At 59.0% G+C, this 20,752-nt stretch carries 16 protein-coding genes; 13 read left to right on the forward strand and 3 right to left on the reverse strand.

The features are described 5' to 3' along the window. Positions 1 to 32 precede the first annotated feature (32 nt). The 4 genes from V7773_RS11515 to V7773_RS11530 all read left to right on the forward strand — a co-directional run bounded on the left by V7773_RS11515 (position 33) and on the right by V7773_RS11530 (position 4,445). The gene (locus tag V7773_RS11515; protein WP_092142267.1) at positions 33 to 884 is read left to right on the forward strand and encodes a sugar phosphate isomerase/epimerase family protein; all 852 of its coding nucleotides are present in this window, start codon (positions 33 to 35) and stop codon (positions 882 to 884) included. Positions 885 to 897: 13 nt separating this feature from the next. Beyond that, positions 898 to 1,950 carry an isopenicillin N synthase family dioxygenase gene (locus V7773_RS11520; RefSeq protein ID WP_336073457.1) on the forward strand — a complete coding sequence of 351 codons (1,053 nt, stop codon included), beginning with the start codon at positions 898 to 900 and terminating at the stop codon, positions 1,948 to 1,950. A gap of 73 nt (positions 1,951 to 2,023) precedes the next feature. Further along, complete coding sequence (locus V7773_RS11525; protein WP_442963477.1) at positions 2,024 to 2,830, forward strand: ABC transporter substrate-binding protein; 807 nt, start codon at positions 2,024 to 2,026, stop codon at positions 2,828 to 2,830. 106 nt (positions 2,831 to 2,936) lie between these two features. After that, entirely contained in the window at positions 2,937 to 4,445 is a 1,509-nt protein-coding gene (locus V7773_RS11530) for an amino acid ABC transporter permease/ATP-binding protein (RefSeq protein WP_336073460.1), read from the forward strand. Between the two features lie 83 nt (positions 4,446 to 4,528). Here the strand turns inward: V7773_RS11530 and V7773_RS11535 are convergent, their stop codons facing one another. After that, on the reverse strand, positions 4,529 to 4,984 hold the full coding sequence (locus V7773_RS11535) for a MarR family winged helix-turn-helix transcriptional regulator (protein WP_336073462.1): 456 nt from the start codon (positions 4,982 to 4,984) through the stop codon (positions 4,529 to 4,531). 93 nt (positions 4,985 to 5,077) lie between these two features. Here V7773_RS11535 and V7773_RS11540 point away from each other — a divergent pair, with 93 nt between their 5' ends. From V7773_RS11540 to V7773_RS11570, 7 genes are all read left to right on the forward strand, one after another. Continuing rightward, positions 5,078 to 6,082 carry an aldo/keto reductase gene (locus tag V7773_RS11540; RefSeq protein WP_336073503.1) on the forward strand — a complete coding sequence of 335 codons (1,005 nt, stop codon included), beginning with the start codon at positions 5,078 to 5,080 and terminating at the stop codon, positions 6,080 to 6,082. A 282-nt stretch (positions 6,083 to 6,364) separates the two neighbouring features. Further along, positions 6,365 to 7,120 (forward strand): molybdopterin cofactor-binding domain-containing protein, encoded by a 756-nt coding sequence (locus tag V7773_RS11545; RefSeq protein WP_336073464.1) that lies wholly within the window; start codon positions 6,365 to 6,367, stop codon positions 7,118 to 7,120. Between the two features lie 135 nt (positions 7,121 to 7,255). Further along, positions 7,256 to 8,947, forward strand: a complete 1,692-nt coding sequence (locus V7773_RS11550) for a thiamine pyrophosphate-binding protein (RefSeq protein ID WP_336073466.1) — start codon at positions 7,256 to 7,258, stop codon at positions 8,945 to 8,947. 220 nt (positions 8,948 to 9,167) lie between these two features. After that, entirely contained in the window at positions 9,168 to 9,968 is an 801-nt protein-coding gene (locus V7773_RS11555; protein WP_336073468.1) for a helix-turn-helix domain-containing protein, read from the forward strand. A gap of 57 nt (positions 9,969 to 10,025) precedes the next feature. After that, positions 10,026 to 11,450 carry an NAD(P)/FAD-dependent oxidoreductase gene (locus V7773_RS11560; RefSeq protein ID WP_336073470.1) on the forward strand — a complete coding sequence of 475 codons (1,425 nt, stop codon included), beginning with the start codon at positions 10,026 to 10,028 and terminating at the stop codon, positions 11,448 to 11,450. Next, positions 11,447 to 11,788 (forward strand): cupin domain-containing protein, encoded by a 342-nt coding sequence (locus tag V7773_RS11565; protein WP_092168971.1) that lies wholly within the window; start codon positions 11,447 to 11,449, stop codon positions 11,786 to 11,788. Before V7773_RS11560 ends, V7773_RS11565 begins: the two co-directional genes overlap by 4 nt. Before the next feature lie 44 nt (positions 11,789 to 11,832). Then, positions 11,833 to 12,906 carry a polyamine ABC transporter substrate-binding protein gene (locus V7773_RS11570; RefSeq protein ID WP_092221699.1) on the forward strand — a complete coding sequence of 358 codons (1,074 nt, stop codon included), beginning with the start codon at positions 11,833 to 11,835 and terminating at the stop codon, positions 12,904 to 12,906. 56 nt (positions 12,907 to 12,962) lie between these two features. Here V7773_RS11570 and V7773_RS11575 read toward each other — a convergent pair whose 3' ends face one another. Both V7773_RS11575 and V7773_RS11580 read right to left on the reverse strand, forming a co-directional pair. Beyond that, the gene (locus V7773_RS11575) at positions 12,963 to 14,024 is read right to left on the reverse strand and encodes an HD-GYP domain-containing protein (protein ID WP_092142299.1); all 1,062 of its coding nucleotides are present in this window, start codon (positions 14,022 to 14,024) and stop codon (positions 12,963 to 12,965) included. Then, positions 14,009 to 16,909 (reverse strand): sensor histidine kinase, encoded by a 2,901-nt coding sequence (locus tag V7773_RS11580; RefSeq protein ID WP_336073476.1) that lies wholly within the window; start codon positions 16,907 to 16,909, stop codon positions 14,009 to 14,011. Before V7773_RS11580 ends, V7773_RS11575 begins: the two co-directional genes overlap by 16 nt. Before the next feature lie 205 nt (positions 16,910 to 17,114). Here V7773_RS11580 and V7773_RS11585 point away from each other — a divergent pair, with 205 nt between their 5' ends. Further along, positions 17,115 to 20,111, forward strand: coding sequence for a sensor histidine kinase (locus V7773_RS11585; protein WP_336073477.1), 2,997 nt, complete (start codon positions 17,115 to 17,117; stop codon positions 20,109 to 20,111). Further along, on the forward strand, positions 20,108 to 20,737 hold the full coding sequence (locus V7773_RS11590) for a response regulator (RefSeq protein ID WP_092142311.1): 630 nt from the start codon (positions 20,108 to 20,110) through the stop codon (positions 20,735 to 20,737). Before V7773_RS11585 ends, V7773_RS11590 begins: the two co-directional genes overlap by 4 nt. Positions 20,738 to 20,752 lie beyond the last annotated feature (15 nt).

A 20,752-nucleotide genomic window follows, 5' to 3' on the forward strand; every position in this document is an offset into this window, starting at 1 on the left:
CAATCATGCGAAGGAACCTTTGGAGCAGATCGATGAAGCTGGAAATATTCCGAACGTTGTGGGGCTACACCGCGAGCAAGGCACAAGCGCTCGATGAGTTGCTTGAAGCCGGGTTCGATGGCATGGAAGCCCGCCTGCCCATGACCGCCAGCGAACGCGCCGAGTTCGCAGCCTTTCTACGCATCAACAAAGTCAGCTATATCAGCACCGTCTTCAGCGCCTACGACGTTCTACCGGAACAGTCGGCAACCGTCGACGAACACCTTCTGGACCTCGATAAGAAACTCGGTTGGGCGGCTGAGTTGGCGCCGCGCTTCGTCAATCTGCTGGCTGGCAACGACCGCTGGCCACTGGCACAGCAAGTCGACTTCTTTGGCCGCGCGATGGACGTCGCGCGCAAGCATGGCCAGGTGTGCGCCTTTGAAACCCATCGCGCTCGCTCGTTATTCAACCCCTGGGTCACCCTCGAGCTGATTCGTCAACTGCCGGACCTGCGCTTCACCAGCGACATCAGTCATTGGGTCGTCACCTGCGAACGCCTGCTCAACGATCCGGAAGACGACCTCAGCGCCTTCGTCGAACGCGTTCACCATATCCAGGCCCGAGTCGGTTATGACCAGGGACCGCAAGTGCCTCACCCCGCCGCCCCCGAGTACAGCCAAGCGCTTGCCTTCCATCAGCAACATTGGGAGGCCATCTGGCGATCCCAGGAAAAACGCGGGTATCAGGTCAGCACGCTGACACCGGAGTTCGGCGCCGACGGCTATCTGCATCACCTGCCCTTCACCAACGTGCCGGTGGCCGATCTGTGGTCGCTGAACGTGTGGATGGCAAACACCGAGCGCGAGCATTTTCGGCGTTTCGCCTGCACCTCAACCCGATAAGGAGCGCTGCCTCATGCCTGACAAAACACCAACGACCGCCAACTTCAATCGCATTCCGGTGGTGGACATCGCCGGGCTGTACAGCGACGACATCACCCAGCGCCAGGCAGTGGCCGAAGAACTGGGTAACGCCGCCCGCGCAGTCGGTTTCCTGTACATCAAGAACCACGGCATCGAGCCGTCACTGATCGACGGTTTGCGTCAAGCGGCGAAGGACCTGTTTGCCCAATCGCTTGAGTACAAAATGCAGCATTACATCGGTACTTCACGCAGCCACAAGGGTTTTGTGCCTGAAGGTGAAGAGGTCTATGCCAAAGGCAAACCGGATCACAAGGAAGCTTTCGATATCGGTTTCGAAGTGAGCGAAGACGATCCGCTGGTCATTGCCGGCACGCCATTGATCGGGGCCAACGAATGGCCAGACTTGCCGGGTTTTCGTCCTGCCGTTGAAGCTTACTACGCCGCGGTGTTTGCATTAGGTCGGCGCTTGTTCAAGGGTTTCGCCCTCGCTTTGGGCCTGGAGGAAGACTATTTCGAGGCACTGGTAACTCGCCCACCGTCGAAGCTGCGCCTGATCCATTACCCGTTTGACCTGGCGGCTCAAGACGCGCCAGGCATTGGCGCGCATACCGACTACGAGTGCTTCACCATCTTGCTTGCCGACAAGCCAGGCCTCGAGGTGATGAACGACCAGGGGCAATGGATTGATGCACCGCCCATGGACGGTACTTTTGTGGTCAACATCGGCGACATGCTGGAGGTCATGACCGCAGGCACATTCGTCGCTACGGCTCACCGAGTGCGAAGCGTCAGCGAAGAGCGCTACTCGTTCCCACTCTTCTATGCGTGTGACTTCCACACGCAAATCAAGCCACTGCCGCAGTTTCTTGAAGGCGGTAAGGATTACGAGGAAATCACCATCGGTGAGCACATGTTTGGTCAAGCGTTGCAAACCTATCAATACCTGCGCCGCAAAGTCGAACGCGGCGAACTCAAGCTGTATGAGCGCGCACGCAAGCCATCGAGCTTCGGTCACTTGAAGAACCAGGCGCAGGAAGCGTCCTGATGCCCCCGCCCCGTTCCAAAACAGCCCTGTTTCAAAACCAGTCCAACCCTACTTTTTCGACGTGGAGTCACCGATGATGCGCAATCCAATGAATATCGCTGTCCGCTTGTCCCTGCTGGCCTTCGCGATCCTCGGTGCGGCAGGAGCCCACGCAGCCACGACGGTGACACCCGGCGCCCTCAAGGTCGGTATGGAAATCACCTATCCGCCCTTCGAATCATACGACGAACAAAAAAATGTCGTCGGCTCCGACCCCGAACTGGCGCGATTACTCGCCAAACATCTGGACCTCAAGGCCGACTTCGTTGACACCAAATTTTCCAACCTGCTGCTGAGCCTGAACGCCGGTCACTATGATGCGATCATCTCGGGCATGTACATCACGCCCCAACGGCAGACTCAAGCGCAAACCATCCCATACGCCAAGACCGGCGCAGCGATCATGGTGCTGAAGGACAGCCCGCTGAAACCGAAAGTACCGGAAGACCTCTGCGGCCTGAAGGTCGGCCTGGAAAAAGGCACCACTTGGGTGACGCAATTCAACAAACTCTCGACCGATTACTGCGTCCCGAACAACAAGGGCGCGATCATGGTCAGCGAATTTCCGTCCGCCCCTGAAGTGACCCAAGCGCTGCTCTCCGGCAACGTGCAAGCGCAGGTGGAGATCGACGGCGCCGCCGGCATGATCGCAGAACGCACCAAAGGCCGGGTTGTGATCAGCACCGAGCATTCGATCTATCAACAGACACTGGGTATCTACGTCAAAAAGGACAACGACGCGCTCTATCAGGCGCTGCTCAAGGCTTTTGACGCGACGAAAGCGTCGGGTGAATACGCCGCCCTGTTGAAGAAATACAACCTGGAAGAACCGACTAACTGACTCAGTGCAGCCCTGTGGGAGCGAGGCCGCTCCCACAGTCGGCGGCTTTCGCTTGACTGCCCGGCATAGGTGAAGCCTCCGTCGACGCCAGCAGTTGGAGGTACACATGCAATTTGAATGGCCCTACTTTTTTTCTCTGTTTTCGGTCTCGGACTTCTGGAAAGCCTGCATTACGGTGGTGGAACTCAGCACGCTGGCCTGGTTCATCGGCATGCTGCTGGGCTTCCTGCTGGCGTCGGCCAAGCTTTCGGCCACGCGTTGGGTCAGCGTGCCGGCGTCGATTTATATCTGGTTCTTTCGCAGCGTGCCGCTGCTGGTACTGGTGGTGTTCGTCTATAACTTGCCGCAGATGTTCCCGATCACCCGTGGCGTACTGTCCAACCCGTTCTATTCCGGCCTGTTCGCGCTGGTGGTGACCGAGGCGGCGTACATGGCGGAAATTCATCGTGGCGGCCTGATATCCGTTGCCAAAGGCCAGAAAGAAGCCGGCCGTGCGCTGGGTATCGGCCTGATCGGCCTGCAGCGCCTGATCGTGATCCCACAAGCGTTCCGCATTTCCCTGCCGACACTGATCAACGAATACATCACCGTGGTGAAACTGACCTCGCTGGTCTCGGTGATTTCCCTGACCGAACTGTTGACCGTGGGCCAGCGCCTTTACGCGCAAAACTTCCTGGTCATGGAAACCCTGTCGGCCGTGGCGGTGTATTACGTGCTGATCGTGACCGTGCTCGGCTGGCTGTTTCATTGGCTGGAGCAACACCTGGAGCTCAACAACCGCAAACCACAAACGCTGGATGACATCAGCCTGCGGCGTCTGCGCGCGTCACCGGCGGCGCCCTCTCCGGCGGACGCTCGTACAGCGCCGGGGCCTGGCTCGGCACCCGCCCTGCAACTGGTCAACATTCACAAGCGCTACGGCCAGCACGCCGTGCTCAAGGGCATCAACCTTGATGTCAACGTGGGTCAGGTGATCTCCATTATCGGTCCGTCGGGATCGGGAAAAACCTCGCTGATTCGGACCGTCAACGCCTTGGAAAGCATCGACCAGGGCGAGATCATTCTGTTCGGCGAAAGCTATATCCACGCCGGTGACAACACCAACACGCAACAAGTACGCCACGGGGTACAGCGCATCGGCATGGTGTTCCAGAGCTTCAACCTGTTTCCCCATCGCACCATTCTCGACAACGTCACCCTCGCGCCGCGCTATCACGGCCGCGACAAGTCCATCAGCGAGCAGCGCGCCTACGCCCTGCTGGACAAGGTCGGGCTGCTGGCTCACGCGCAAAAGTATCCGCATCAGTTGTCGGGCGGCCAGCAACAACGCGTGGCAATCGCCCGCGCATTGGCGATGGATCCCCACATCATGCTGTTCGATGAGCCTACTTCAGCCCTTGACCCGGAACTGGTCGGCGATGTGCTCAAGGTGATCAGCGACCTGGCAAAAGAAGGCATGACCATGTTGATCGTGACCCATGAAATGGACTTCGCCATGTCAATTTCCGACAGGGTGGTTTTCATGGAGGACGGCCTGGTCAAACTGGATGCGGCGCCTGGGATGATCCGAGCTGATCAGTGCGGCGAAAGAATCAGAAAATTCATGAGGGTTTGAACTCGCTCTAATTGGGTCCTGACGCTCGAGATGGGATATCCGTCAAACACACTCAGGTTATCCGTTGCGAAGCGGCTGGCGAGTCATTCTGATGGGGACTCATCAAGATCGTCGTCAAGGCTCGCAATGCATGTGTCGAGCAATTCGTGCAATACAGCCACGCGCTCCACGCCGAGTAGACCATTGAGCGCGCGCTGTGCCTCCTTCCAGGCCCGCTGGCCTTCGGCTTGCTTTACGCGTCCAGCCTCGGTCGCTTCGACAAGGCGACTGCGGGCATCGCCTCCTGCACCAATCTCCAGCCACCCCTGAGTGGTCAAGGACTGCATGTTCCGAGTCAAGGTCGAATTATCCATCTGCATTTGCCTGGCCAGGTCACTCGGCCGAATAGGCCCCAGCCTGACGACATGCGACAACAGTGCGTACTGCGTGTTCTTGAGGCCGGACTCGGCGACGTAGCGGTCGTAGTGACGCGTCACCATGCGATTGAGCTGGCGCAGCTTCAGATTGGTGCAGCCCTGTGGCTTGATAGCGTTTTTCATACGGTCTATTGTAGCTGCAATATTTGCATATACAATTCTCTTTGCACCGACACTATCTGAAAAGATCGTTCCGACTTGATCAATGGTGAAGATATGAAATATGCATCCTTCGGCAAAACAGGACTGAGTGTGTCCCAGGTCGTGCTCGGGACAGGCAACTTTGGCACAGGCTGGGGCTACGGCGCGGATCCCGATGTCAGCACGGCAATCTTTAATGCCTACGCGGAGGCCGGCGGCAACTTCATCGATGGGGCCGATATCTACCAGTTCGGACAATCCGAGGAGCTGCTCGGGACCCTTCTGAAGGGCCGACGCGAGAATTTCGTCCTGGCGACCAAGTACACCAAAGGCGCGCAGCCAAATGCCGATCGCCTCGTCACGGGCAATAGTCGTAAAGCCATGGTGGCCTCGGTAGAGGCAAGCCTGAAGCGACTCGGAACCGATCGCATCGATCTCTACTGGGCGCATTGGCCGGATGATGTCACGCCCACCGAAGAGATTGTCCGTGGGTTCGAGGATCTTGCCCGTGCGGGCAAGATCCTTTATGCCGGCCTCTCCAACTTCCCTGCTTGGCGGCTATCGCGAGCAGTCACCCTCGCCGAACTCACCCACTCGGTGCCGATCGCCGCGGCGCAATTCGAGCATAGCCTGGTCCACCGCGAGCCCGAGGCTGATCTGTTCCCGGCTTCGCAGGCGTTGGGATTGGGTATCGTCACTTGGTCGCCACTCGGTGGAGGCATGCTGACCGGTAAGTACCGCAAGGGCGAGAAAGGACGCGCCGAGGGCCTCGGTGGCAAGGTGTTCCAACCTGAGAATACCGATCAGCGTACACAGGTCCTCGACACGGTGATCGCCATCGCCAACGAACTGGGCGTCAGCCCCGGTCAGGTCGCCATCGCCTGGTCCGGCACGCACGGGTCGTTGCCCATCATCGGCCCGCGCTCGGTCGAGCAATTGGCCGACAACCTCGCCGCCCTGTCGGTTGAACTGTCAGCCGAACAGATTCATCGGCTCGACACCGTTAGCAGCTTGTCACCTTCGATGCCAGCAAGGACAGCGACCCCTTGGGCTCGCGCAGCAGCGCAGATCGTGGCTTGAACGTGGGCGGGTGATGCAAGCCGACGACAAGAAGGCCAGACTCAACTGTATGCATCACCTGCCCGGCCCCCTTTATTGCCTGACATGTTCCTGTCAGCCTCCCGTCACCCTGACGTCAGATCGTTGCGCCTAAAGTAATGCCAGGATTGCTCCTGCGGCGCCAGCGTGAACCTGCGGGAGCGAGCCTGCCCGCTCCCGCAGGAACCTGGCTTAACCAGAGATTCCGCACCCTTGGTTGCTTTTTGCCGGAGCTCTTGTCATCAGGCGGAAGGAGAAACGCAAATGAACCACCCTGACGGGCACGACAGCGCGCTTGATCAATTCATCTGGCCATCGCCAGGCGGTATCCTGAACCGCAAAGACCTGTTGCTTCGCCTGCGCGCCGAACAGCGATTCATGGCCGCACAGGACCCTGCATGCAGGCTCGATCAACAAGACTACCTGCTTTCCCTGATCGATTCGGTATCAACACGGGCCGACGGCGCCGCGCAACGCTCAGGTTTCGATGCCCGGCGAATGCGTAGCGTCATCACTGAAGCGGCCACGAGAAGCCATTGGGGCAAGCCCTCAGGCGGTTGCCGAACCCAGGGCATCGCCGCACATTACGATGCGCAGACTTGCATGGCCGCGGTACTTGATGTCGAGCTGAGCGACGAGGGGCGCTTGATTGTGCATGACACGGTATTTGTCGCTGACCTGGGCGCTGTAGTAAACCCCGGTCGCCTACGCGCCCAGCTTGAAGGCGCGTGCCTGATGGGGGTCGCATTCGTGGCATCTTCTGAATTTGATATGACGGCGGCGGATCTGTGCCCGACGATCGCCCAACGCCCCCGCTGGCCACTCGTCTCATGGTTGCCAGGCCACATCGCGGTACATTTGATCAACCCTACGGGTGCGCTCCAGGCCTGCCAGCCCAGCCAGCTGAGCTACGTACCCATCGTCCGGGCCTTGTGCAATGCGATTCGCAAAGCCTCGGACAAGCGTACCAGCGATTTGCCGCTCAAAAGCCAATCCCTCGAAAGAATGGGCGGACGTTAAGTCACTGCCGGCTTCAAATAACCCCAGCGTCAGGGCTTTCAGCGGCGCCGCACGGGTGGTTCATTACCATTTGGCAATCCGATGGCCACAAAAGCTGGGTAAAGTATTTCTTCCAACTGAGTGAGATTTCGCGCCATGTCTTCGACTCCCGGTGTCCCGTCCAGCATCCGTGGGCAACGCGGCGCGGACCTGCTCGTGGAAGTACTGCACAGCGAAAGCGTCCGCCATGTGTTCGGCAATCCGGGAACAACGGAGTTGCCTTTGCTCGATGCGCTCTCGGGCGTCTCCGATATTCACTACGTGCTCGGCCTTCAGGAGGCCTCCGTCGTGGCGATGGCCGACGGTTATGCCCAGGCCTCCGGCCGCCCCGGTTTCGTCAACCTCCATACAGCAGGAGGCCTTGGCAATGCGATGGGCGCCATCCTGAACGCGAAGATGGCGAACACGCCGCTGGTGATCACTGCGGGCCAACAGGATACCCGCCATGGCGTGACCGACCCGCTGCTTCATGGTGATCTGGTCAGCCTGGCCCGACCGAGCGTCAAATGGGCGGAGGAAATCCAGCACCCCCAACATATCCCGATGCTGTTGCGTCGCGCTCTTCAAGATTGCCGCACAGGGCCGACCGGCCCGGTTTTCCTTTCGCTACCGATCAACGTGATGGAGCAGCACACCGATGCCGATGCTGGCCAGCCGTCGCGAATCGAACGAGGTGCGGTGACCGCGGCGATTGACCCGTTGGCTGACGCCTTATCGACGGTTACCCCCGGCCGTCTGGCGATTATCGTCGGGGAAGAGGTCTTCCAGTCGAATGCCCAAGTGGAAGCGGTGAGCCTCGCCGAAGCACTTGGCGCGCCGGTCTTCGGGCCATCCTGGCCCGGGCATATCCCCTTCCCCACCGCTCATCCTCAATGGCGCGGAGCCTTGCCACCCAAAGCTGCCGATATCCGCGAAACGTTCGCTGACGTCGATGCGGTCTTGCTTCTCGGCGGCCATTCGCTGATCAGTTACCAATACTCGCAAGGCCCGGCGATCCCCCCTCATTGCCGTCTCATTCAATTGACCGGCGATGGCCACCAACTGGGCAGAGTGCATGGAACGGCGCTGGGATTGATAGGCGACATCAAGCTGTCCTTGCAATTGTTGCTGCCATTACTGGATCAGGCACTGGCCCCGCACAGCCAGGCAATCGCGACGCTGCGAAATGTCGCTGCACGCGAGCGCAGCACCCGCCGAATCGAAGTGGCCGAGCGCGCGAAGCGCGAATTCCATACGCCCGTGACAACGCCTTTCGTTGCGGCCCATGAAGCTGTCCGGGCAATCGGCCCTGATGTGTGGATCGTCGACGAAGCGCCGGTCACCATCGCTCATGTGCGTGCGTGCCTGGATTCGCATTCGGCCCGCCAGTACCTGTTTACGCGCAGCGCCATCCTCGGCTGGGGCATGCCGGCGGCTGTCGGTACATCCCTTGGCCTGGACCGCGCCCCAGTGGTCTGCCTGGTCGGCGATGGCTCGGCGATGTATTCGCCCCAAGCGCTTTGGACAGCGGCACACGAGCGTTTGCCCGTCACCTTTGTGGTCATGAACAATGGCGAATACAACATCCTGAAAAACTACGCGCGTAACCAGGCGCACTACCGAAGTGCCGGTACGAACCAGTTCATCGGCATGGACATCCGGGAACCGGCCATCGACTTCCAGGCCCTCGCCTCTTCCCTGGGGGTTGCTTCGCGCAGGGTCGAGCGCGCCAGGGATATTGCTGAAGCGGTCGAGGATGGCATTCGCTCAGGTCGCCCCAACCTTATCGAATTACCGATTATGGCTTGAAGCTAACGGGCGTTCACCTTATTGCGGCCCTGCGTCAGGCGACCGTGATCGGCATCATGGGTGATGAGTTTGATTATCCGACGCCTTCATGCCGCCATGGAAATGCACGTGCACTTGCTTGCCTAGCCTTGGCGGGCTCAGGTATGAGGCAGCTGTATTTGTTCAGTGAGCCACTGCAGGGCTAGACTGGCGCCAGCCCAGTCTCTACGCCGGTCAACCAATGCCTCTCCTTCCGCCAGATACCGCCGAACAGACAACGTTGACCCGCGAAGTGGTGCTGCGTTACCACATGGCGTGGAAACGCCGCGACTTGGAGGCGATTCTCGCGATGTATCACCCGCAAGTGCAGTACAACGATTTCTTCCAGAACCGCAGCATGGGCCTGGCCGAGTTGCGCGCTTACATCACCAGCACGTTGCCGCGTCATCCCGATGAGTATCTTGAACACAACGACCGCATCCGTGCAGATGGCTGTACCGCATTCATCCAGTACCAGACAGCGCTGAAAGGCAGTGGCGAGCGGGTGGTTTTTCGCACCAGTGAAGCCATCACGGTATGTGATGGCCTGATCCTTCGTATAAACGAATATGCCTCACTGGTGCGCGACAGCGAGCCCCAGACTGGGCGCCACGCGCCCGCCATCAGTAAACTGGGTCTCTCGGCGCGTCAGCTGACGTTCATGGCGCGAGACTTGGCCGACTATTTTACGCGCCAGCAGCCATTCCTCGACCCGGATCTGGACCTTGCACGGATTGCCAGCGCCACCGGGTACAGTCGCAATCAGCTGTCTTACCTGCTGAATCAAGTGCTGGGGCAAAGCTTCTATCGCTACGTGACCCAAGCCCGGTTGGCCTACCTGCTTGAGCGCCTCGTCAATCACGGTGAAAACGCGCCCATCGATGCCCTTGCGGCGAGTGCCGGATTCAACTCCACCTCGGCGTTCTACAAGGCCTTCCGCAGTCACACCGGTTGCACACCCAAGGCGTGGTTGAAAGCCAATTGCGCGCGTGCCCGCAGATAACACAGCCCCCGTCGCAGCGCATTAATCTCTGTCGGCAATCAACCGATGGAGCATGGGATGTCTGGCTGGGGTGGTGTGAGTTTGTGGATGGAGCAACTCGGCGAGGCGCTGACGCCGCGCCCGGCGTTGTATCAGGATCTGCAAGCAGACGTTGTGATTATCGGCGCCGGTTACAGTGGTCTCTGGGCGGCCTATTACCTTAAACAGCAAGCACCGCACCTGAACATCGTCATCGTTGAAGCACAGATTGCCGGCTTCGGCGCCTCCGGTCGCAATGGCGGCTGGTTGATGGGCAACCTGCTGGGCGAAGACCGGCTCCTGGGCCCACTACCTGCCGCGCAACGTCACGCAGGCTACCAACTGCTGCATGCAATCCCCGACGAGGTGGCGCGCGTGTGCCACCTCGAAGGCATCGATTGCGAACTGCGCAAAGGCGGCGTGCTGTACTGCGCGGCGCGTTATCCCGAGCAAGAACGGCGCCTACGCGAACAGCTCGATGCTGTCCGCGGGCAAGGCCTGGGTGAAGACGACTACCGCTGGTTGGGCCCTCAGGCCTTGCGTGAACAGTTAAATGTGGCCCAGGCGTACGGCGCCCTGTACTCACCTCACTGCGCGACCATCCAGCCTGCACGGTTGGTACGGGGTCTGGCCGAAGCCGTCGAACGGATGGGTGTACGCATTTACGAGCAAAGCCCGGTGCTCGACTGGAAGCCAGGCCAGGTCCGAACCGAGCACGGTCGGGTGAGCGCCGATTGGGTGGTGCCGGCGGTAGAAGGTTATGCCAGTACCCTGCCCCCGTTGAACAAGCATCAACTGGCCGCGCAAAGCCTGATCGTTGCGACTGAGCCGCTCCCGGCCGATGTATGGGCCGAAATCGGCCTGACCCGTGGCCAGGCGTTCAGCGAAAACAGCCGACAAGTCACCTACGGTCAGCGCAGCCGAGACGATCGCCTGGTGTTTGGCGCCCGCGGTGGTTATCGCTTTGGCGGTCGCCTGCGCAGTGACTTCAACCTCACTCAGGCTGAACGGGCATTGCGGCAACACCTGTTCAGTGAACTCTTTCCGATCTTGCGCAATGTGCGCCTGACCCATGCCTGGGGCGGCAATCTGGGGGTTGCCCGGTCCTTTCACCCGCACATGCTCGCCGACCGTCGCCAGCGGATCGCCCTGGCGGGTGGCTACGGAGGTGAAGGTGTAGGCGCCAGCAATCTGGGCGGCCGAACCGTGGCGGCGTTGATTCTTGGCCAGGACAACGAACTGACTCGCCAGCCCTGGGTGCTGGATGACCGTCCCCTGGCCTCGTTGCCGCGATGGGAGCCCGAGCCTCTGCGCTGGCTGGGTTACAACGCCATTATCCAGAGCTTCGTTCACGAGGATCAGGTATTGGCCAACCTCCATGCGCCACGCTGGCGTCGCCGGATGGCTGAAGGGCTGGCCGGTTGCATGGAACGTCTGATGAAGTCCAAGGAGCCGTTTGCATGAAGATCGATCATTTTCGCGACACCGCCCGTTTGCCTCTCGGTGAGCCTGGCGCTGTTGGTGTACCGCTGGGCGAGCCGCTTTCACAGGTTGCCACGGCATGCGTCGAGCGCGACGACGGCGTCGAGGCCGGCGTGTGGGAATGCACCCCCGGCCGCTGGCGGCGCCAGATCGTGCAACAGGAGTTCTGCCATTTCATTCAGGGGCGTTGCACCTTCACCCCGGACGGTGGTGAGGCCCTACATATCCAGGCCGGCGACGCGTTGATGTTCCCTGCGAACACGACGGGAATCTGGGACGTACAAGAAACCGTTCGCAAGAGCTACGTACTGATTTTCTGAACTGCCTTCATCCATAACGCCTAGAACAAAGGTTGAGGTCTCGCATGTTGAAGTCGATCTTTCCGTTACTGTTGATCGCGTCTACCGCTCAGGCAGCAGACACCGTCAGGATCTACAACTGGAGCAGCTACATCGCTCCAGATACCCTGCAAAACTTTACCACCCAGACCGGGCACCAGACCCAATATGACCTGTATGACAGCAACGAGGTGCTCGACGCCAAACTGATGGCCGGCCATTCAGGCTATGACGTGGTGTTTCCGTCCAACCACTTCATGGCCCGGCAGATCACGGCCGGCGCACTCAAACCGCTCGACCGCAGCAAGCTCCCGAACTGGCACAACCTCAACCCGACGCTGATGAAGGTTCTGGAGGCCAATGACCCTGGTAACCGCTACGGTTTTCCCTACCTGTGGGGCAGCACCGGCATCGGCTACAACGTGGCCAAGGTCAAGGCGGTCCTGGGCGATGTACCGATAGACTCGTGGGACATTGTGTTCAAGCCGGAAAACATGAAGAAACTCGCCCGATGCGGCGTGGCGATGCTCGACAATGGTCCCGAGATCCTTCCCATCGCCTTGAACTACCTTGGCCTGCCGCATCACAGCAAGGACAAGGCCGACTACGAGAAGGCGCAGGCCTTGCTACTCAAGGTGCGCCCCTATGTGAGTTACTTCCACAACTCCAAGTACACCAGTGACCTTGCGACGGGTGACGTGTGTCTGGTCGTAGGATTTTCCGGCGATGTGATGCAGGCCGCAGCGCGAGCCAATGAGGCCGGGAATGGCCAGCAGATCGCCTACGCCATCCCCAAGGAAGGCTCACCGATGTGGTTCGACATGGTCGCCATGCCCGCCGATGCGCCGAATGAAGGCGCCGGCTACGAATTTCTCAACTACCTGCTGGACCCCAGGGTCATGGCTGGCATCAGCAATCATGTGCACTATGCCAACGGCAACACCGCCGCCGAGGGGCTGGTCGACAAGGCCATCCGCAACGACCCGATGGTGTACCCGCCTGACAGCGTGATGAAAAAACTCTTTGTACTGGAGGCAATGCCATTAGAGAACGACCGGCTGCGCACACGGGTCTGGAGCCGGATTAAAAGCGGGCAATGAAACCTGTCGCCGATGAAGCAGACACCCGGATCATCGGCGACATCTCCCGGGTCTCATCAGCCCTCTCGCGCATCGGGCAAGCGCAAGCGATCTATTTCGTCAAAGAGATTACAAAAGACGTCCACCAGGAAAGGATCGAACTGGGTACCGGCTTGATCGGTGATGAAACGCCTTGAGCACTCGACATCCCAAGCCTGCTTATAGGCTCGAGGCATTCTTATGGCGTCATACACATCGCATATCGACACAATCCTTGCCGATAACGGGATTTCCTTGCCCCGCAATCCCTTTGGATAGCCGGTGCCATCCCAACGCTCATGATGCGACAGGGCAATTTCCGCTGCCAGGTCCGTCAACGGCGAACCCTCTGGGTCATGCAGGATTTCATAACCAATGCGGGCATGCTCCTGCATGATCACCCGCTCCTGCGGCGTCAATGCTCCAGGCTTTTGCAGAATGGCATCTACAATGCCAATTTTTCCAACGTCGTGCATCGGTGCAGCCATCCTCATGAGGTCACACCATTGAGCGGGCATGCCGATAGCCTTGGCCAACAAAGCCGCGGACTCGCCAATACGGATAATATGCTGCCCCGTGTCGTCATCACGATAGCTGGCTGCTCGACTCAAGCTGCTGCTGATCGCCTTGTAGCTGGAAGCCAGCTGGGCCGTGCGCAGCTCCACTTTGCGCTCGAGTTCAGCATTGACGTCGCGCAGCAGCTTGGCCGCCTGCGCCAGCTCCAGGCAATTACGCACCCTGAGCAACACTTCAGGAAGATCAATGGGTTTGGAGATGAAGTCGTTGGCGCCCCTTTCCAATCCTTTGCGCCTGTTCTGCTGATCACTCAAGGCCGTCACGATGATGACCGGTGACTCCGTGCGGTCACGTGTATTGAGGCGATCAAGGATCTCGAAGCCGTCGGGTGCGGGCATGTCCAGGTCCAACAACAGCAGGTCCCAGGCGTTCGCAAGCAACCAGTCCAGTCCTTTGGCAGAGTCGCTGAATGTGGTGATGTTCTGCAGGCCCACGGCTCGCAAGCATGAATCCAGAAGCCGGAGATTGGTGGCCACATCGTCGATAATGACGATCCTGCTTTGCGAATTTACTTTGGCAAACATACATCCGCCCTCCCCGTGGCGAGCGTCAAGACCAGACTACGAATACTCTGCCTCTCCAATGGAGAAGCGACGATGGCCTGGCATTCAAGGTGGCCAACCGAAGCGTGATCGACGGCCGCACGGACCACGATGATCGACATTGCAGTCGTTGGGATACTCGTGCGCAAGCCGCTGAAAAAAGTGTTCAGCACGGGTACAGGGTCGGTAGTGGCGACGATCAATACGCTGACCGCCGTGGCATCAAGCACGAGACTGGCATCGGCCAAGGTATTGACCCGATCCAACTCAAAATCGCCGATCAACGCCTCTCGAACCACGTCACCATCCTGAGGGTCGTTACTCACCAACAGGACGCGTGGCAAGGCTATCGTCGACACTTTGGACGCGTTCCCCGGCACAGGAAACGCCGCCGAGCACATGTCGATCCAGAAAGTCGTCCCCCCTTCGACGTCGCTTTCGAAGCCCATGGTGCCGTGCATCAGGAGCGCCAGGTCTCGGCACAACACCAAGCCAATGCCAGTTCCCGGGATGGACGAGTTCTCTTTTCCCAAACGCTGGAAGGGCCTGAACAGCTCGCCCTGCAAAGCCGGGGAAATGCCCATCCCGGTATCTGTCACATAAAGACGAAGCCTGGCTCCGTCCTCGACAACCGAAGCCCCCAGAGTGACGTCTCCACCGGGCCGGTTGTACTTGATTGCATTGGATAACAGATTGATCAGGACCTGCTTGAGGCGGCGCTTATCCGCCCAGACATGCCATGTATCCAGAGGAGCATTGATGTGCAAGGTCTGGCCATGCGCCGCGACTTGCTGCTGGACCAGGTCAGCGCAGCTGGATAACAGGCTTGCCACGTGTACGGGCTTGAGATCGAGCAGGGGTTTCTCGGCCTGCAAGCTGGAGAGATCAAGCAGATCGTCCACCAACTGCATGAGGTGCTCACTGGCTTTGATGATCTCCTGCAGGTTGGCCGTCTCTTCCAATGCCGGAGCAGGCGACTGCATGAGCCCCAACTGGGCAAACCCGTAGATCGCATTCAATGGCGTCCGCAGCTCATGGCTCATGCTGGAGATGAATTTGGACTTGGCGGTACTGGCGGCCTCTGCCTCCAGGGTTTTCTCCCGCAGATCCAACTGGGTCTGCTTGAGTGTCGTGATGTCGACACACGCCACGACCACGACACTGGAATCCTCCAGCCGGGAGGATTCCAGCGTACGGCCCCGGCAAAGGATCCAGATCAGCTTTCCATGCACGTCCCTGATCCGGAACTCCACTTCCGGCGCCACGCTTGCACTGCCCCTGGCCTCTTCCAGGAACTGGGTGAAGGTTTGCCGATCCTCAATGGGAATGCTCTGCAGCAATGTCGCCATGGGCACTTCATTGGCGGCAAAACCGAAGCGCTGGCACAGGGCACCCTTGAGAATAAAACGCTGCCGTTTCGGGTAGTACTCCCAGAGCCCTTCGGCAAAACTCTCCATGACCAACTCCAGACGTTGCTGTGTGGAGCTGCGAATGAACTCGGCCTGGGCCAGCTGCCTGCCCATCCCCAGTGCCTGGTTGGACATTGACCACAGTTCGGTGATATCGGAAGGACTTGCCGCTGGTTGCCAGTTACCCCGGCCGATCTCTCGCATCATGCGTGAGACCCCTTGCACCGGTGTGCTCAACTGGCGACTGAGGTCACGCGTACGCCACCACATGAAGGCAAAGAACAAGGCATAGAACACCACCAGCCCCGCGATCAACAGGTACCCCACATCGCGGTAATGACTGGCCAGCAGATTGGTTTCCTGCATGGCCGCGGCTTCGTCCACTACCGCCAACAAGAGCCAGCCGGTGGTGGGGATCCCACTCCAGGCGACCAGATGAGGCCGTCCATTCAACGTCAGCGCAACGATGCCCTCTGGATGGCCCGGCAAGTTCTTATTGAGACTGGCGAGGTCCGGATAACGAGTGAGGTTCAAATCCGGCGATTGCAAGCGCTCGTGATCGACAGGCTCTCCAGCGGGCTGGTTCTCGGCGGCTCGCAGGGAAAAATCACGTTGCCCCGCCTTGGGCACGGCCATGATATCGAGCTTATTGTTGACCAGCATCAGGTAGCCACCCCAAGGCATCTTCAACTGCTCGATTTGCTTCAAGATCCCGTCGACCGTTACATCGACCCCGGCTACGCCCTCCAGGAAGTCGCCGCTGTAGACCGGCGCAATGGCAGACATCATCCACCCCTGGCCAGCGGGATCCAGATAGACATCGGTCCAGACTACTTTTTTATCAGGATTATGTTTTGCATCGGCCAAGTAGTAGAAGTTGTATTGGGTAATGTCCATATCATGTGGGTACTGCTCGAGCGTATTAAACCAGGGATAAATCCGGTTATAGCTGTCCCACGTATTGAAGTAGATACTGGCAATCAAAGGATCCCCGTCCTTCAACTGCTTCATCATGAAGTCCTGATTCGCCAGCAGCGATATCTTGGACAGGTCCTGCTTGTTCAGCGGGGTGACATTCGAATAATACGAGGCGGACGCCCCGTCGTTCGCTGCGCTGTAGCGGACACCATCGGCACTTACTGAAAGCGATGCCGCCACGGGAGGCTGGTTTTCGGTGAGTTCATGCTCAGTGGACTTGGCATAAAGACTGATCGCTTTGTGAACCTGCTCCAATTGTCCTTGCACCAACAGCGCATTCTGCTGAACCGATACCTGTATGTCGCGAGTTGCACTTTGATGCAGGTGCTCGATCTGGGAGTTTCGAATGGACTGGTTCGTGATGAAGTAAGTGGTGATCAGCGCGCCTTCTACCAAGACGAGCGGCAACAGGCTGGTACTGGCAAACGCCCGCCAGATCCATCTGCGCAAACTGACCCTCTTCTTTGAAGCTGCTTGCATAGGCACGCTCGTTGCGCTGGCCACACAATCAATATCACAATGACATCATTGTGGTCTTGTCCTTGATATCTGTCCAAGGGAACCCTGCTCCTTTCGTCCGCCCGGACAAAAAACCGTGAGCATCCTTATGACCATAGTCGAACACTGGATTTTGCTCTCAAGACTTTAAGCTATGCTCAAGAGCGGGTTACCAGAGGATGGGCGAATGGATTCAGCCATTGCGGTAGCAACACCGGACACGCAGGGTGCGGATGACGTGGGTGTCTTGTTGCTGGATGCCCAGGGGGCCCTGCTCATCATGGATGACTGCGCCAGCGGATTGCTGGGGCTAAGCGAGACCGCCGCATTCCTGGTTCCCTTGCATTCCCTGTTTTCTCTCAAGCCGCTGATGTTTGAACAGCACATCACCCATGCCCGACTCAAGGGTAGCTGGCATTTCCAGGGTATGTCGGCCGGTGGCGACACGCTGAGTGTGAAGCTCGACTACAAAGCGCAACAATCCACCTACCTGGTAAAGATCCACCGCGCCGAACACATCCATCTTGCCGAACAGGATTATCGCTTGGCGTTCGACTCCGCCGGCACGGGCCTGGCCTTGTTGCGGATGAGCGGTGAATGGATCGCGGCCAATCGAATGTTGTGTCAGATGCTTGGCTACACCGAAGAAGAACTTCGCGCCACCTCTTTCCAGCGTTTGACGCATCCGGACGACGCCGACCTCAATAAGGATGAATTGCACAGGCTCATCCAGGGACACCGCGCGAGCCTGACGCTGGAAAAACGCTACATCCGTAAGGACGGCAGCACGCTGTGGGCACGCCTGACCGTGGGCATCGCCCGTAACGCTGATGCTGAAGCGCTTTACTTCGTATCGCAGCTGGAGGACATCAGTGAACATCTTGCCTTGCGCCAGGCATTGTTCAATAACGAACAGAAGTACCTCTCACTGGCCAAAAGCTCACAAAACATCATCCTTCGCTACAACCGGCTAGGACAACAGATCTATGCCAATCCAGAGCTTGAACGCGCCCGAGGTTTTCCCAACACTCATATCACCGAACGCGCCTCGACGCCCAATCAGCTCGACGAGTACTTTCGCACGCAGGTAGAACTCACGTTATCAACCGGCGTAGCGAACACGTTTCTGCTGGAAAACAAGGACTCGCATTCACGTCGTTCCATGGATTTCCTGTGCAACCTGACCCCGGAGCATGACGAAACAGGCAAGCTGTGCGGGGTGCTGGTCACCGCCCAGGATATCAGTGCGTTGCGCCGGCAGGAGCGCGCCGAGAATGCGCGCTCGGCCATTTTCCAGAAGATGGTCACCCACGACTCTCTCCTTGAGGTGCTGCCCCTGCTCGGCGCCTACCTGGATATTCTGACACCCGAGTTTCACAACGCCATGGCGTTCAAGGCGATCCCTGGCGACGACTCCCCTGGCGCGCCGCCTACGGATACGCCCTCGATTGCAACCTGCCTGGCCGAAGATCTCGAGCGACATCCCGAGCTGTTCGAACACCATCGTTTCAGCGCCGATTTGAGAAGCGATGCCTCGGGCTTCGCTTTCAGCCAGCCCGCCGTGCAGGCAGGCTACCGGGGTTGCTGGGTAGAACCGGTGATCAACAAGACCGGCGTCACGCTGGGCGCCATCCTGTTGTTCGTCGGTGGCGACACCCCACTGAGCGAGCAGGACCGCAAGCATGCGCAAATGGCCAGTCATATCGCTGCCATCGCCTGGGAACGCTGCTCAGCCCACAGCCACCTGGCCCAAAGCGAACGTCGTTACCGCGAAGTCTTCGACCATTCGCAAGACATGCTTTGCCTGCTCGCGGTGGATGCCGACCAGCAACTCAGTTGTCTGGAGGCCAATCCGCAGCTGTGCGAGATGCTCGCCAAGCGTCATTCGGACATGATCGGCCAACCGTTGGGCCAATGCTTGGAGAAAGAAGCCGCAAGTATTGTCGAGGCTATCTGTCTGCACTGCATTGCCGTGGGCGCGCCCATCGAACTGGATGCGCATCTGCCTTGCGGTCAGCGCTCACTCGTTGTGCATTTCAACCTGGTCCCCGTCGCCGATTCAAATGGGCGCTTGCATCGCCTGGTATGCATTGCGCGCAACATCACCGATATCCGGGAAGCGCAGCGCAACGAACTGGCCCGGCAGCAGGAAATCGGCACACTGGTTGAGAACTCTCCAGATGGTATTGCACGCCTGAGTCGAACGGGTGAACTGTTGTTCATCAATCCGGCGCTGGAAACCTGGTTGGATCGCCCGCAAATCGACTTGCTGCACAAGGACCTGCTCGAGATCCTGCCGAAAAACCTGCAGAGCCAATTATTCCATGCAGCCGTCATCGAAGCCGTGGAAAAAGGCCAGCCCCTGGAGCATGAGTATGTGCTCACCGGGCAGCATAGACTGCAACGCGTCTATCACATCAGTCTCGTTCCCGAGCAGGACATCCAGGGGAAAATTGCCACCGTGCTGGCCGTCGTTCGCGATATTTCACAGCTGCGCCTGGCCGAGCTGCGCCTGGCATCGCTCAACAAGCAACTGCGCCAATTGATGTCCAGTCGCGAAAGTGCGCGGGAAGAGGAACGCAAGCTGATCGCCCAGGAGATCCACGATGAACTCGGGCAACATCTGACCGCAATCCGCATGGGCACTTCGCTGCTGCGCTTCCAGTACGGCGAACAACTGCCCCAGCTCAGTGAACAAGTCGCACGCCTGCTGCAACTGATCGACCAGACGGTGCAGGTGGTGAGAAATATTTCCACCAGCCTGCGCCCTTCCATCCTCAACATGGGTATCGCCGCGTCACTGGAATGGCTGACCGACACGTTCAAGCAGCAATGGGGCATCGACTGCAACCTGCAGATTCATCCGCCGACAATCCGCCTGGACGATGCCAGCGCAACCGCCGCATTTCGAATCGCCCAGGAGTCGCTGACCAACATTGCCCGGCACGCCGAAGCCACCCGGGTCAATATCACGTTTGAGCAAGGCGACAATGGCTGGTCGCTGGAAATCACCGACAACGGCAAAGGCTTCGAGCAACGCGAACAATCGTCCAGGACCCTCGGCTTGCTGGGCATGCGCGAACGGGGCCTGACCTTGGGGGGAACCACGACCATATCCAGCAGCCCAGGCAGCGGTACCACTGTCCAACTGCGCGTACCTGTTTCAAGGAGTCACGCCTCATGATCCGTTTAATGGTGGCCGACGATCACACGATCATGCGCGAAGGCCTCAAGCAATTGTTCGCGCTGGTAAAGGATATTGCCGTAGTGGCGGAGGCGGAGAACGGAGCCCAGGTCTTGGAGTTGCTGCGCCATACCGATATCGATGTGCTCCTGCTCGACATGACCATGCCTGGCTCGAGTGGCGAGGACCTGATCGGTCGTATCCACGCCCATTACCCCAAGCTGCCGATGCTCATCCTGAGCATGCACAATGAAGCCCACATTGCCCAACGTGCGCTACGCGCCGGCGCCTCGGGCTACATGACCAAGGACCGCGACCCGGAAGCGCTGCTGGCAGCGATCCGCAAGGTGAGCACCGGCGCGCGCTACCTCGATCCACAACTGGCCGAGCAGATCGCCCTTCAGAGCAGCGGTGTAACGCCCGAAAACGCTTCGCAGAGCCTGACCTCACGTGAATTCCAGATCCTGCGCATGCTGGCTCAAGGGCTGAGCGTCAACCAAATCGCCGAACAACTGGTGATCAGCAATAAAACCGTCAGCACCCACAAGACTCGGCTGATGGAGAAGATGTGCTTTGCCACCAGCACAGACCTGGTGCGCTACGCCTTGAACGAAGGACTGGTCTGAAACGACGGCACGATC

The sequence above is a fragment of the Pseudomonas sp. 3JA genome (assembly GCF_036961705.1).
Lineage (GTDB): Bacteria > Pseudomonadota > Gammaproteobacteria > Pseudomonadales > Pseudomonadaceae > Aquipseudomonas > Aquipseudomonas fluorescens_Q.

Bases quoted from the DNA above. Each gene is read 5' to 3' on its own strand.
- V7773_RS11555 (WP_336073468.1), top strand. From the start codon at position 9,168: ATGCCTCTCCTTCCGCCAGATACCGCCGAACAGACAACGTTGACCCGC.
- V7773_RS11525 (WP_442963477.1), top strand. From the start codon at position 2,024: ATGATGCGCAATCCAATGAATATCGCTGTCCGCTTGTCCCTGCTGGCC.
- V7773_RS11590 (WP_092142311.1), top strand. From the start codon at position 20,108: ATGATCCGTTTAATGGTGGCCGACGATCACACGATCATGCGCGAAGGC.
- V7773_RS11530 (WP_336073460.1), top strand. From the start codon at position 2,937: ATGCAATTTGAATGGCCCTACTTTTTTTCTCTGTTTTCGGTCTCGGAC.
- V7773_RS11540 (WP_336073503.1), top strand. From the start codon at position 5,078: ATGAAATATGCATCCTTCGGCAAAACAGGACTGAGTGTGTCCCAGGTC.
- V7773_RS11545 (WP_336073464.1), top strand. From the start codon at position 6,365: ATGAACCACCCTGACGGGCACGACAGCGCGCTTGATCAATTCATCTGG.
- V7773_RS11565 (WP_092168971.1), top strand. From the start codon at position 11,447: ATGAAGATCGATCATTTTCGCGACACCGCCCGTTTGCCTCTCGGTGAG.
- V7773_RS11535 (WP_336073462.1), bottom strand. From the start codon at position 4,984: ATGAAAAACGCTATCAAGCCACAGGGCTGCACCAATCTGAAGCTGCGC.
- V7773_RS11570 (WP_092221699.1), top strand. From the start codon at position 11,833: ATGTTGAAGTCGATCTTTCCGTTACTGTTGATCGCGTCTACCGCTCAG.
- V7773_RS11560 (WP_336073470.1), top strand. From the start codon at position 10,026: ATGTCTGGCTGGGGTGGTGTGAGTTTGTGGATGGAGCAACTCGGCGAG.
- V7773_RS11580 (WP_336073476.1), bottom strand. From the start codon at position 16,909: ATGCAAGCAGCTTCAAAGAAGAGGGTCAGTTTGCGCAGATGGATCTGG.
- V7773_RS11515 (WP_092142267.1), top strand. From the start codon at position 33: ATGAAGCTGGAAATATTCCGAACGTTGTGGGGCTACACCGCGAGCAAG.
- V7773_RS11520 (WP_336073457.1), top strand. From the start codon at position 898: ATGCCTGACAAAACACCAACGACCGCCAACTTCAATCGCATTCCGGTG.
- V7773_RS11550 (WP_336073466.1), top strand. From the start codon at position 7,256: ATGTCTTCGACTCCCGGTGTCCCGTCCAGCATCCGTGGGCAACGCGGC.
- V7773_RS11575 (WP_092142299.1), bottom strand. From the start codon at position 14,024: ATGTTTGCCAAAGTAAATTCGCAAAGCAGGATCGTCATTATCGACGAT.
- V7773_RS11585 (WP_336073477.1), top strand. From the start codon at position 17,115: ATGGATTCAGCCATTGCGGTAGCAACACCGGACACGCAGGGTGCGGAT.